This window comes from Nostoc sp. WHI (assembly GCF_015714725.1).
Classification (GTDB): domain Bacteria; phylum Cyanobacteriota; class Cyanobacteriia; order Cyanobacteriales; family Nostocaceae; genus Nostoc.
Window position 1 is genome coordinate 1 of record NZ_WBKM01000352.1, and the last position, 12923, is coordinate 12923.

Genomic DNA, 12923 nt, shown 5'->3' on the forward strand with positions numbered 1-12923 from the left:
TGCGAATGGGCGAAAAAGCGAATTGCGAATTGCGAATTGGTATAAGTAGCTAACCTACTTTCAGGTAATCTTGTTCGATGTATCCAAGTTTACTAGCTTCAATCAGAGCATTGACGCGATCCTTGACATCTAACTTAGCAAAAATCTTGTTAATATGGCCTTTAACGGTACTTTCAGTAATAAATAACCGCTCGGCAATCAGCTTATTAGAAGAACCATCTGCCATCAAAGAGATAATTTGCATTTCAGTGGCACTAAGATGATCTTGGTAAGTCTTCCCCTTAATTTTCTGCTGGAATAAAAAATTATGTCGGCTAATATCAGGGTCAAAAAAAGACTTGCTATCGTAGAAGGTGGTTTTAATTGCTTCTAAAATTAGGGGAACATTATTCTTCTTGAGAATATAAGAATCAGCGCCAGCATTTAAAGCTGATTGAACAGTGCCTTGAGAAGAATGAGAAGAAAGAACAACAACTTTTGTCTTGCTATTGAGTTTGACCTCTTTAATCACTTCTAGCCCAGATATGTCAGGTAAACCAATATCCACCAAAATGACATCGGGATTTAATTCCTTAACTAAATTAATCCCTTCAATACCAGTACGAGCAACGCCGACCATTTCCATATCTGGTTGTTGATTGATCGCAGTAGTGATCCCCAACCTAATGAGTTCTTCATCCTCAATGAGCGTTAATCGAATCATAAATCACTTCGATTATAAGATGACTCAATATTTATAACATAGTTATTGGTGTTAAACCTTTTACTTTTTATATCTGTAATATAAAATATAAGTAAGAAATAATCTTTCCAGATAAATGAAAGAAAGTTTAGTACTAAAGCTTGATTGGATATTTTTTTAGAACTAAAATAAAAACATTCTCAAATCTTGTAGACCTAATTAGCATTTATTCATAAAAGTAGCCAAAATCACCATCTGTCATTGGAAACATAGTTATGCAACAGGAAGTTTTAAGCATATTAGGTTTGTTACACGATGTTTCAAATAACTATCAAGGAGCATCGTTAGTTTTGAATCAGATAATTGATGGTGCTTATGGACAGTCTTTAGAAGAGATCAAACCTTTGCTGATAGCTTTACAACAAACGAATGAGCGAGGGGTGAGTTTGATTCAATCTAAAAGAACTGCTTTTTTTGAACTAAATCCAGTGACAGTGGAGCAGTTTGATATGTTAAGTTTTTTACAAACAATTTATTCTCGATTTAAACCAATAGCGCAGTATCATTCCTTGAATCTCCACTATGAAACTCAATCATCGTACAAGCATGGAACGCAAGTATGGGGTGACAGCATCAGTATTGACAGAATGCTGTGTAATCTGGTGACAAATGCTATTAAGTACACTCTTACCGGAGATATCTTTTTAAGGCTGCTCAATCAAGAAGATGATTTAGCTATCGAGATTGAAGATACCGGCTGTGGGATTGCCGTCGAACAAATTTCCAATATATTTATCCCATTATGGCGAGCGCCAAATAGCAATTTATTACATCAATCAGGGATGGGACTAGGACTGTACATCGCCTTATGTGTGGCTCATGCTCATGGTTTGAGGATAAGCGTAAACTCGGTAGTTAGACAAGGAACCAAATTCACCATTATATTTCCTTACAAAGATGACGGGATCTATGGGGTTGATGGTAGGATGTTGCCCAAGTCGCAGAGGTTACAAGATGCGTTACCTATATGATGTGAAACTTTGGGACAGGATTGAAACAGGAGTGGAATTTCTAATTTTTGTGGCTTTGATGATTGCCGCTATCATCAAACTGGGCCACAGCGATTTTCTACAAGCAATGTTTTACATAGTATTAGCTGTCATCATCTCACCCTGGTCACAATTCGAGCGGCTGACTAAGCGATATGTCTTAGTAAGTGCGTACATTCTTGGGTTGTTTGTCGGGTATTTTAGTTAGTCTAACTCTGGGCCGTCATGAGAACGCTCGTTTTGTTGTTGCTGTGGCGGTGGCTGTTGCTGTTGCACTCTTATATCAAAGTTGATCAGCTTTTGTGTTTCTTGTGGTGAAAGGTGATTGTGTATTACTTTGTATTCTTCCTCTTCTTCTACTTTATAAGCACTAAAAGCCGATTGATTATCACTTTTACGCCAAACAGTCAGACGCTGCATACCTTCTCTCATCAACAAATTTAATCGATAAGCCATGCCTTCATAGACTCGACCGCCAATAGTATCTTGTCCTTTTGTAACTACAATATTCATTAGTGCAGGAATGAGAGACTTTTTAGCAACCTCATCATTTTCACTCTCAACCGATTTTGACTGTTGGCTGTCAACAAAAGGCAGTTTGCGCCCTTTAGTTTCTAATATCTGCTGCAAGAATGTCTTTTTCTTTTCATTGATCAAATCTTCAACTCTTGTTGAGTTATCTATATCAGGTGTTTCCTCGGATTTATTTAAACCAAATTTTTGAGCGTACTCTTGGTAGTATTTTTCCTTAAGGGATTGCCTGTAATCTTCAGTACTTTGAGCATTTTGGGACACAGATAAAGTATTTCTCACCTCACCAATAATATTTTCGCGCTGTGTGGGGTCTAGTGCGGGGGTTATTGACGGTGAAGGTGGGTGTTTCTCCATCATCAGCGCCAGTCTGTAGGCCATTTGGTTGTCAGAAAAGCCACTGTTGCGGTTGATGATAGTAATGGTTTCGGACAGTGAGCTAGATTGCATAAGTGTAATTGACTATTGTTCATTACAATTCTAATTCTTGTGAATTAGTAGTACGTTGTTGTGGAGTGTGAGATTTTTGGGAATGTACTTCAACCTTGGGCGTATAGGTATTGTTAATAATCTGGCTACGAGTATTGAGCAAATCCTGAATAACATCACTCAAAGGAGGAAGTGAGATATTCGTTTGCCCTTTGTTGCGCTGCATGACTTGACTTTGAAGTAGAATTTTATGGTAAAGTTCACGTTGCTCCCCAATAGTCAGTTTGCCAGTTTTTGAAAGTTTTTCTCGTAAAGGGTTGTTGTACTGATTGGCAACACTAGACCAAGTTTTATTAGTTTCTAAACCGTGCCAATGAGAGGCGATGTCAGGGTGAAGAGGCATGGGTGTATCACGCTTCGGGTCAGAAGAAAACTGTGGCTGTGCTTCTGTAAGAACCTGCGATCGCAAATCATTAACAAGATAAGCTAATGGTGGAAGCACAATATCAGTACGCCGAAAGTGATTGATTTCACTCCAAGCTTGATTTTGAATCTGCTGGTAAAGTTCACGCTGTTCACCAACAGTTAATTTTCCAGTTTGTTGAATTTTAGATTGAAATTCTAAATGTCCTTGCGCTACAGTCTCATTCCAAGAACCATCTTTTTCTAACTGCTCCCAATACTGTTTCAAAACTGGATGTAGTGGTAGCAAAACTTTATCTAAGTTAGAAGAAAAATTGGGTCGTTTTGCTGGTTGTGATGGTGTTGTGCTGTTAGGTGTTGGTGTAGTTGAGTGTGATACAGCGTTCTGTTGTTTTGGAGAATTAGAGCTTGCTTCTTGTGAGTGTGATTGTGTCTTGCGATCTGGTACGTTGGGCGTAGATTGATTAGATTGGTGTAACTGATCATCGTCTAAATTACGGGTAATTTCGGGATGAACGGGCAAGTCGATGTCACGGGTGTCTGTCGGGTTGCCAAATAATGCTTTGTAATTAATATGCAGTTTTTGAGCCAACAGTCTTAACTTCTCCAAATCAGCTTCGGTGATAGCCATCGCTTGGACTTGATGAGTCATCCCAGTTTCAGTTTTCTCAAACTGAAAGCGAACAGCTTCCCGATTTGTACCATTGTGTTCAGTTTTGAGTAATTGCAGAGTAGATGTATTGTCACTGGTTTGCCGAAAAAGAATCCGGTAATTGCCCAAGGTTAAATCGTCTTTCTCGAAGCTAGTAATACTTTGTGTGAGTATTTTTAATACCTCGTTTTCTTTGAAACTTTCTAAAATATTGTGTGTGCCTTTAGGAGAGACTGAACCAACGACAGAAGCTATTTTGCGAGGGTCTTCATCAACAGAGGGCAATTCTTTACCAGCTTTCAGGTAGTCAGCCACTAACAAAAACTCCTGCCTTTCAATAGGCAGAATGTTAATTTGTTTTTCTATCCAAATTTTTGGCTCATCCTCTATTTCTGTGTAAGAAAGTTTAATATTGCCTACGTGTCCCCATTTATCAGCTTGAAAAGTCATTAACTCTACATCATCATGACGACGATAGATACTGTATTTATCAGCACCATGATTCTTAATTACAAAAGCATCAGCATGGTAGATTTTGCCACTGGTCTGCTGTTGTTCATCTTTAGCCTCAACACCATATTTTTTTAACAAAGTATAAGCAGCAAAAGCTATTTGTTTATTCTCACTACCTTCTAGGCGCTTTCTAAAAAAATTAGACTCATAAAGCGTAACATTTTCTTTTTTAGCCCAAGAAGAACTAATTACAGGAGTTTCAGGTACTTGGGCTGGCTCCGGGGCAACATCTATATGAATAATGTCTGAATCATTAACTTTTATATCTATAATTTGTGAACCAAGGTCAATAGATGGTTGACGACGATTCTTGTGAAATAGATTTATGTTTGCTTCTAATTCGGGAGCATCTGTCACAGTAGAGTTTCCTTTTTGTTGAGCAATTGTTTTGACTGTGCCATCTTTGAGCTTGATAGTAAAACGTAAACTATCAAGTTGATTTTGATGCCATGACTCTAGAGCTATAGCCCCGGCAGATAGCTTTTCAAAACTTTTTCCTCCCTGTGCCACTATAAAATCATCTACACCCTTATCCGGCCCTGGCAGCGTTACTACTTTAACGACAGCACCAAATTCTTGTAATAAGCTTCCTGTCTTCCAAATATCTCTTTGGATATTGAGCTTAGTTTCAGGCTTAGTTTCATAATCAAAGCAGATTTTGATTTCTCTACTCTTAGTAGCGAAAACAGCCAACTCATCAGCCAGATAGGAATCACCAATTTTCTTGCCCCACTCGTTTTTAGGTGAGCGATAGCCGGAGGAAATTCCCGGTAGCCCGATGGCAGCATGACCCTGGCTTAACAGACTAGCCGCCTTCTTTGCCCCCTCTGTAATGACAAGTGGGATATTGTGTTTATACACACAATACCAAAAACCACTCTTGCGATCGCTATCGGTGGGGTTTACTCCAGCTTTTGAGTAAATATTTTGGGCAATCACGAGCGGAACATCTAGTAAGAAAATACTCAAATCAACTGATGGTGGATGCTCATATTTGATGAACTTGCCTTCAACCACAACAGTGAACCCATCTTTTTTTACGGTTTTTGGTCTGGGGCGATTTGGCTTATAACATCCCCATTCTTTAACTTGAGGTTGCTCACCAGGGGTAAGATTAGCAAATGTGCGCGGATCTACTCCTGAATTACACCACCAACCACCCGCATCTAAGTTGGAATAGAGTTCTAAAAGCCTAATGGACAGGCTACCTGTATTTGTACGTGAGAGTTTATCGCTGATCATGAGCCGTTCCCAAGCTTCATGTTCGCCACCGACATAGCTAAAATGAAGACTAGAGAAGTTGAGATGTGCAATCTCTCCTGAGATGGCGCTGCCTACTACGAGTTCGTGCCAATGTTGCAGATCAATATGTTCTGGGTGATGAGGGATATGTTGAGTATTTTGTGGCTCAAGTTTTTCACTACTGATTGGGATTTTCTGGTCGCTAATCAACTCTACTGTTAAATGCTCATCGCCAATTTCATGAAAATTAGTCACTTCACTCTGCTCATAGTCTTCATGAATGTCATTCGTTTGCACAACATCTTCTTCTAAAATGGAGGAATTATCTACAATCCCCGCAAATGACATATCTTTGATTTCACTTGCATCTGTGACGTAATCATTTCTGTTTGTAAAATATTGATATTCCAGAGTATTATTGCTTTCAACTTGTATACTTAAAAAGTCAACGACTGTACCCGAAGGAGGAAGGTTTTTGGGAAAATTCGGGTTGGGTAAAACTGGAGGTAAATCAGGATCAGGAGGGAAATTCGGTGGTGTTATATCATTATTACCGGGGAGAAGTTTAGGCAATAAATATGCCATCATCTCTTCTACTTGTTCTATTTCCTCATCTGTTACACCTTCAAAGTTACCTTTAGACCATTTCCAACCACCATCCTCATCAGGAGTAAGGAAATAAGTTTCTTCTCCTATTTGAATTCGACATTTTAAATCAATAGCTGATTCTATTGATTTATAAATAAACTCTCCTAAAGTATAAATAAAAGCTCTAATAAAATGCTGACTAGCTCTAGCGTAAGCGGAAGTGAGTTGCAAATGTCGTTCATCAAACATATTTTTTGTTAATTATTTATACACTGTGCCTTGTGCTGTACTTTTGTTTAGGAACAACAGTTGCAGCGGATTTGCAAATATTTATTATTAACAGGGTTTTCTAAAATCCGAGAACAAGATTGACGTAAAACCTCATATTGTTGCCACTTAGCCCCCAAGTATTTGATATCAATGAGCTTACCTTGGGGTGTAACCCGATTAAAAACAATATGAATGTAAACGTTACTTGGATTCATATCAAAAAAACAAATGTGCTGCAAATCATGCCAGCTAATACCATGAATATATTGATTAACAATTTGAATACATAATTGTTGATTTAGGTTAATATAAATATTTTTCAAACTGATGACAATATAGATTCCCAAACTCTTAAGTCTTGGTCTAGTTCCAGACAAGGCATTAAAATCATCAATGATTTGAGTTAGAGGAAGATTAATGTCAATGAAACTACCATTAGCGAGAATATACTGTTGAGATAAAGTTCTAATTAAGTCAAAATTATCAATCTTCAATTCTTCAATAGTCATTTTCATAATATTAAAACCCGATATCAGAAGGAACTTGGTCTTGATTAACCATACTGCCAACGTTTTTTGATGTCAGACCGGGATTATTAGAAACAGCTTGAGGATTTTGGGGAATGGGAAAGCGTAACTCAACTTGCTTAACTCGCAAAGCTAAATCTTGCTGAGAGGGAAATTTCTGTGTACTTTTCCTAGCTAGTAAACTAACAATTCTCGCCCATTTAAGTTGATTGTATTTCTCAATATTTTTGAGAGTCTGAGAAATTTTAATAGTTTTCAACAGTGGAACTGAACCTTCCTTTTTATTAGCATAAGTAGGGTTAATGAAAACGCATTTACCAGCAATTAACTTCAGAAATTGAGCCGATTCAAAAAGCTTTCTAGTTTTCTCTTGCTCACTAATACTAGTGCTATTATTTTTACTACCAGTAGAACGGCTTTTTTGCTTGTACTTAATCTCTTCATCACCTAAGAAGTTGGAAAACAATTGCGCCGACTCGTTCTCACCAGGATTGAATATAAACTTAGTGCTGCAAGCACCAAGGATAGCCTTAGCGATATCTTTACCGTAGTTCTTCTCAAGCTGCCCCATATTTTGGAAGCCGATAATACCGCAGAAGCCCTCAGAACGTGATTCGTTGAGCCACCTATATAAATCAGGTAGGTATATTGAAGGTAATTCGTCCAATGCAACTATTAATGGATCTTTTCGTTTTTTGGCAATGTTACGGGCGATGGTCATGTGTAAAATGCTGGTCATGAGAGGCCCTACTGCATCTCGGCGCTCTCTATCCAACCCAAAGATAATCATTTGCTTACCTTTAATTTCTAAAGGTAAAGTCGTCTTTCCAATGAAGCAGCCTAGTGTGTTTTTGGCCATAAAGCGAGTAAACATAATACTGGCAGTTGCAACAATGCCTGCAACAGTCTTTTCAGATGCAGCAGAACTGAACAGTTGCCCAAAGGCAATTTTTACCCAAGGATTGAGAGAAGCAGCCATGAGGCGTTTGACCATTTGTTCGCTAGAAAGTATCGCGGCGCAAGTCATAACATCTGCGAATTGACCGAACTCTTTAGCTAACATCAATATTGCTTGAGTCAGCTGATCACCGGACGGGCCAAAGAACCCATCTTCAGTTGAATTGCCCAGAAGTCGGAAATTCTTATTGATGACGGTTGAAATTTGTCGGGACGATTCGGCATCACTACTATCCCGGAGAAAATCTAAAGGATTGCAGACTTCAGATTCAGGGAATCCCGGTGCAAAGATGTGAACATCATAGCCCTTGTATTTGGCGTAGGCAGCAACTTTCGCTTGAGAAGGATACTTAAAGTCATAAACTATACATGGAAAATCCTGATCAATAGCCGAGTAAATCATGGGGTTGATGGCACTGAATGTTTTGCCAGAGCCAGGAGCGCCGATGACTGCCGTACCTCGTTGCACATCAGGGATATAGAAAGTAGCGCCACCACCTTTTTCCTGATGCTTACCAATGTAAAGTGCAGCACTATCACATTGGGGATTGGCAATTTGCAAGATGGCTTTTTTCTGAGCAGTAGCAGTTTCTTTACCACCACCCCAATAACTGGTAGCGATTTTCTTCTTGTTAGAGTCGCCAAAAAATACCCTCATCAAAATATAAGCACCAAGTAAGGACAAAACTGTTAGTCCATTGGGGGTGAATAATTGGTGAGTGTACTTGCCAATTGCATTATCAGGATTTTGTAATTGCTCGAAGCGAAATCCTTGAGGATTAGCGCTATTTATTTTGAAAGATTTGCTCATTTTAAGGCAGAGAATTAGGTTGACCAAGAACGATAGGGTCTTTCTCTCGGTACTCAATAAAAGGCACAGGCCCAATGAAGTAGGGACTGCAAGTGCGACCAATGAAGGGTATAGTTTTGCAGATGCGAAAAAACATAGCAGTCTCGACAGAACCACTTGCTTCATCAATATTCCAAACTACTTGCTTAAAACTAGAGCCAAAGGGGTTCCTGCCAGTAGGCTCTTGACCACCATTAAGAGCTTTTAAAATGCCAAATCCACCATTAACCTTTTGGAATTTCCCGGATATCCACTGTGTTCCAGTAGTCTTACCAATGCCGGACATTTCTGTATGAGCGCAATTATTTTGGAGACAGGGAACATTAAAGCCATCTTGATAGCTACCAGATATGGAGCGGGTACGGTTAGCCTCAATATCTCCTAATGGCAGATCCACTTTGGCAACAAATGAAAGGTCAAGTGTTCTCAACCCCGGTAAATTATCCCAGGTGAGTGTTGATAATCCCGGTACACCATCAATTCTGGAGTCTTGCCAATTGGCAAAGCGATTTATTGATGCGTTCTGGATATTAGAAATGGATGTCAAAGGATAATTTCTTAAATTAATTACTCGACCAAGTTGAACATTACTTAAATTGTCATAACGGCTGAGATTAGCGATTGTACCGCCATTAATGCCAAATCTTCTCGCAAAATCACGGATAGGTATAACACTATTAACGTTTCTGTTACCCAAATTAGGAACGGCTCTGACCAAATTTGGCAAGGTCTGCCATCTTGTTAATTGAAAATTATCTAATCTTAACCCACTTAAATTGATTCCTTGTACTGAAGCTATGGTTGAGAGATTTAAATTTTCTATTGCTAATTGTGGAGTTTCAAAATCCCCTAGTTCCATAAACTCGCTAATGCTTTGTCCTGCCGTCCAGGTTCTAGTTTCTGTACCTCTTGTGCCTGGGTAGGTAACACTGCCACTTTCAGAAATAATCATGTCGCTGAATTTGAAACGCGACCAATCAGGAGTAAACCCATCAGGGGAATTGATAACGGGTACTTGTGCAGAAGCTTTGGGCATGATTAACCCAATGGTTTGATTGAGTAGCCCGTACTTGATAAAACTATGAATAAATAAGCTACCTACTAAACCAAAAAAGATTAAGTAGCGTAAGGCGTTATCATTGAGGCGAAAAGATGATTTCATAAGCCATTACCTTGTGTTAAATTATCAGAACTATTACTTAAAGCAATTAATTTGTTAACTAAGTCTTGAGAGACAGAAGCCTTATTAGTAGCAGTAGAAATGTCATCACCTGCTTGTAAATAACCGATTAACTTTTGCAAGCGTTGGTGTAGTTCATCTTGCTGATTCATCCATCCACTTTTAATAGCGACAACAATACCGCCTCGAATTTGGTTAATTTTTTGTTGTGTTTTAACTAATGATTGCAATTGAGGTTTCGGGCTTATTTGTTCTCGTGCCACATCAAGCTTGATCGCCACCTGACTATATTTAGGAGTGCCATTACTTGTTGCTAACCGAAAGCTGTAAGCTTTACGTTCACCAGAGGATGACTGCGTAATTACTGTTAACAAAGTGGTAGATGTTCGCGGTAGCCCTGGAATATTTACTCTCTTGATCCGCCGCAGATGAATCAGCCCAGCGCCGGGGTTAGAGCATTTCTGATCCAGTCCCTCTAAGCAACCATCTGTGTCAAGCAGAATTTGCGACGGGTCATCTAACCAGACTTTTTTGATAGTTTCGCCAAGCTCGTAAAATGAAATTGCTACACCATGACCATTCCAGACGTTGATAGTTTGTAGTTTGGCAGTCGTACCACTAGCCATTGATTGAAAGATGGTACGGACAACTGGGGCGGCAATTGTGGATAGTGGTACACAAGCAACTAAGATCGCCAACGGTATACCAATCAAAAACTTTTTCATGGCAACTCCAGAGAACGATTAACTGTAATGGTCACTTTAGTACCCGCTTCTATGTACCAAGTATTGGGGCGAGAAGTAATTTCTTGAGTAGCACGTTGATTGCGTTGACTAAGATTTTGACTGATGTTACCAAAAAAACCTGACATTAACGCACCAGTGAGATTGCGCTGATTGCCACTACTACGTCTACGAATCCTACCTGTAAATTCATCCTCAATTTCTTCCTCATTATCTGGTTGGTTGATAATCTCGCCAACCTTTCCTAATGCAGACACAGCACCGCCAAACAAGTCATTTTGTGCAATCTCGCCACCCCTGTCTTGAAATCTCCGAGCTATCAGGGGTGTACCACCTTCCCCAGTCACGGAAATCGCACCCGCTGAAATAGGATATTCTGTATTATCTTTGATGATGCCCCGAACAGAAGCGACAGCGTAACTGCCGCCATCAACCGAAGCTAACTCGACTGTCAATAAAGTACCCGAAGGGATTGCCACTTGCCCATAGTTATCGCGTAAATCCTCTTGCAGTCTAGCAACAGACCTATTGCTATTAGAAGTTTGTGTCTGCTCTGAACTATTAACTGTGGTTTGAACTAATGGGGTAACAATCACACAAGTAGCAAATGAGCCAACTGTCAAATAACGAGTTTGTTTACCTTGGAGAATTTGGCTTTCTTGAGGTAAATAATTGTTAGCTAAAGTAATTTTGTTAACTTTAGAAGTCGCTTGCCACCTGGGGCGGATCTTTTCAATCGAGTCGCTTGAGTTTTGCGGCGTGGTTTGGTCAAGATTATTTGTATCTGTTTGTTCATTCGGTTGATTTTGAAATGCTTGAGCCGGATCTAATGAAGATTGTTTACTGGTGCTAGTTTCGGCATAGGCGATTTTGCCGTAAGAACCGATGCTGCGGAGTTTGTTCAATTGCTCAAGGGGATCTAGGGGCGTGAGTGTCCGTGCAGATATCGAGGGTCTTGGAGAAAAACTCGTGCGTGTTGGTGGCGGAGTGTAGGTTCTAATCGGTTGTGGTTGTGGTGCAGTTCGAGGTACAGGGCGAGATTTACTCCGTGGCGACGGCGGCGTGGATGGCACGACCTTTTGAGTTTGAGAGACTTTTACTTGTGCTGGTTGTTCTTTTTGGTCAATGTTTATTTTGTTCAGTTCATTAGCTTGGTCAGACAGAGCGAGTTTTGCACGCGCATCACCGTCTCCCTCATCACTTTGTTGGGCTTGTTCAGTAGTTGGGGTTTCCTGGATTGTTTTAAGTGCAGATTTTGGCGCTGGTGCGGGATTGAAAACACCATTGAGCATCAAAAATATAGCTAAAAATCCAACTCCAAAAGGGACAGCAATTATTGCTAGTCTTGACCAAGGAGAAGTGACAAATGTGTGCTTAGTCGGTACTAATAAACTTTCCGGTTCTGGTGCTTTATTACCATTAGTTTTATTAGCATCATCTATTTCAAGCAAATCCTCTAAAGTCGATACAGACCCATTTTTATTCTCTTCACTCATTTCCTTCTCCCGAAGTTTAAATCTACAATTTCTGTAATTTCTAATCCGGCGCGACGGGCTGCATAAATCTTCTTAGCTAACTCAGTGGTATTAGCTGGGATATATTCTGGATTAGAAATTGAAGAAACTGTAACGGTTTTGTTGAAAGCAATTCCTTTACCTGAGTTATACTCACGCTCAAAAGTTACCAGCGTACCAATAAAATCTATTTCCCATTTCCCTGATTTAATTTGGCGTGGTTGGGATATAAATCTGGGAATTAAAGATACTTGAGTATCACCATTGAATACACCTGTCGGAGTGATTGATGCTAATTTCTTGAGAAAGGCGGGGCGAAATCCTTCATTTTCACTTAAAGCAAATGCAGCATCATAGGCTCTAGTCGTAACCCTACTATTAGATTTATTATTAAGTCTACCTACTTCTACCCCAGTATCTTGCTTAGTGATAGGTTCTTCTTTCTCATTAAATGCTTTTACTAATCCATCCCAATTAAACGTAGTAATAAACGTATCAGATACAAATTTTTTAATTACTTCATCAGACCGTTCTTTTGGGTCTACTGCTCTAGCGGCAATTGTCTCTCCTGATGAGAGTTGTACTAATGCCAATTGTTTTTTATTTAAAACACTAATCGCTCCATAATTTAGAAATTGTAATAACAGAGAAAGTGCAGCCATTGAAAAACCAGCTAGAGAAATTATCCCAACTCTTGTTGTTACATATTTGTTGTAACTAAGCAATTGTAATGGTTCTCTGGGTTGAGTTTTATTTTTTTGATTCAGCATAGG

General features: G+C 39.4%; 11 protein-coding genes. 2 read left to right on the forward strand and 9 right to left on the reverse strand.

The window, feature by feature from the left end; all coding sequences use genetic code 11:
- Window positions 1-49 precede the first annotated feature (49 nt).
- Entirely contained in the window at window positions 50-703 is a 654-nt protein-coding gene (locus tag F8S12_RS36015; protein ID WP_196521137.1) for a response regulator transcription factor, read from the reverse strand.
- A 254-nt stretch (window positions 704-957) separates the two neighbouring features.
- Between F8S12_RS36015 and F8S12_RS36020 the strand changes: the two genes are divergently transcribed.
- The gene (locus F8S12_RS36020; RefSeq protein WP_196521138.1) at window positions 958-1713 is read left to right on the forward strand and encodes a sensor histidine kinase; all 756 of its coding nucleotides are present in this window, start codon (window positions 958-960) and stop codon (window positions 1711-1713) included.
- The gene (locus F8S12_RS36025) at window positions 1697-1939 is read left to right on the forward strand and encodes a hypothetical protein (protein ID WP_196521139.1); all 243 of its coding nucleotides are present in this window, start codon (window positions 1697-1699) and stop codon (window positions 1937-1939) included. Before F8S12_RS36020 ends, F8S12_RS36025 begins: the two co-directional genes overlap by 17 nt.
- On the opposite strand, the gene F8S12_RS36030 is transcribed toward F8S12_RS36025, so the two are convergent.
- The 8 genes from F8S12_RS36030 to F8S12_RS36065 are packed head-to-tail and all read right to left on the reverse strand — an operon-like array spanning window position 1936 to window position 12920.
- Window positions 1936-2712: a hypothetical protein gene (locus F8S12_RS36030; protein ID WP_196521140.1), complete on the reverse strand. Its 777-nt coding sequence runs from the start codon at window positions 2710-2712 to the stop codon at window positions 1936-1938. The genes F8S12_RS36025 and F8S12_RS36030 overlap by 4 nt on opposite strands.
- Window positions 2713-2734: 22 nt before the next feature.
- A complete protein-coding gene (locus F8S12_RS36035; RefSeq protein ID WP_196521141.1) occupies window positions 2735-6358 on the reverse strand; it encodes a DUF3854 domain-containing protein in 3624 nt (1207 codons plus the stop codon).
- A gap of 47 nt (window positions 6359-6405) precedes the next feature.
- Complete coding sequence (locus F8S12_RS36040) at window positions 6406-6888, reverse strand: relaxase/mobilization nuclease domain-containing protein (RefSeq protein ID WP_230968510.1); 483 nt, start codon at window positions 6886-6888, stop codon at window positions 6406-6408.
- Window positions 6889-6898: 10 nt separating this feature from the next.
- Window positions 6899-8674: a type IV secretory system conjugative DNA transfer family protein gene (locus F8S12_RS36045; RefSeq protein WP_196521143.1), complete on the reverse strand. Its 1776-nt coding sequence runs from the start codon at window positions 8672-8674 to the stop codon at window positions 6899-6901.
- A gap of 1 nt (window position 8675) precedes the next feature.
- Complete coding sequence (locus F8S12_RS36050; protein ID WP_196521144.1) at window positions 8676-9875, reverse strand: hypothetical protein; 1200 nt, start codon at window positions 9873-9875, stop codon at window positions 8676-8678.
- Window positions 9872-10618, reverse strand: a complete 747-nt coding sequence (locus F8S12_RS36055) for a hypothetical protein (protein WP_196521145.1) — start codon at window positions 10616-10618, stop codon at window positions 9872-9874. Before F8S12_RS36055 ends, F8S12_RS36050 begins: the two co-directional genes overlap by 4 nt.
- Complete coding sequence (locus F8S12_RS36060; protein WP_196521146.1) at window positions 10615-12132, reverse strand: TrbI/VirB10 family protein; 1518 nt, start codon at window positions 12130-12132, stop codon at window positions 10615-10617. Before F8S12_RS36060 ends, F8S12_RS36055 begins: the two co-directional genes overlap by 4 nt.
- Entirely contained in the window at window positions 12129-12920 is a 792-nt protein-coding gene (locus F8S12_RS36065; RefSeq protein ID WP_196521147.1) for a hypothetical protein, read from the reverse strand. The genes F8S12_RS36060 and F8S12_RS36065 overlap by 4 nt, the downstream gene beginning before the upstream one ends.
- Window positions 12921-12923 lie beyond the last annotated feature (3 nt).

Bases quoted from the DNA above. Each gene is read 5' to 3' on its own strand.
- F8S12_RS36030 (WP_196521140.1), bottom strand. From the start codon at position 2,712: ATGCAATCTAGCTCACTGTCCGAAACCATTACTATCATCAACCGCAAC.
- F8S12_RS36050 (WP_196521144.1), bottom strand. From the start codon at position 9,875: ATGAAATCATCTTTTCGCCTCAATGATAACGCCTTACGCTACTTAATC.
- F8S12_RS36035 (WP_196521141.1), bottom strand. From the start codon at position 6,358: ATGTTTGATGAACGACATTTGCAACTCACTTCCGCTTACGCTAGAGCT.
- F8S12_RS36020 (WP_196521138.1), top strand. From the start codon at position 958: ATGCAACAGGAAGTTTTAAGCATATTAGGTTTGTTACACGATGTTTCA.
- F8S12_RS36040 (WP_230968510.1), bottom strand. From the start codon at position 6,888: ATGACTATTGAAGAATTGAAGATTGATAATTTTGACTTAATTAGAACT.
- F8S12_RS36060 (WP_196521146.1), bottom strand. From the start codon at position 12,132: ATGAGTGAAGAGAATAAAAATGGGTCTGTATCGACTTTAGAGGATTTG.
- F8S12_RS36045 (WP_196521143.1), bottom strand. From the start codon at position 8,674: ATGAGCAAATCTTTCAAAATAAATAGCGCTAATCCTCAAGGATTTCGC.
- F8S12_RS36025 (WP_196521139.1), top strand. From the start codon at position 1,697: ATGCGTTACCTATATGATGTGAAACTTTGGGACAGGATTGAAACAGGA.
- F8S12_RS36055 (WP_196521145.1), bottom strand. From the start codon at position 10,618: ATGAAAAAGTTTTTGATTGGTATACCGTTGGCGATCTTAGTTGCTTGT.
- F8S12_RS36015 (WP_196521137.1), bottom strand. From the start codon at position 703: ATGATTCGATTAACGCTCATTGAGGATGAAGAACTCATTAGGTTGGGG.
- F8S12_RS36065 (WP_196521147.1), bottom strand. From the start codon at position 12,920: ATGCTGAATCAAAAAAATAAAACTCAACCCAGAGAACCATTACAATTG.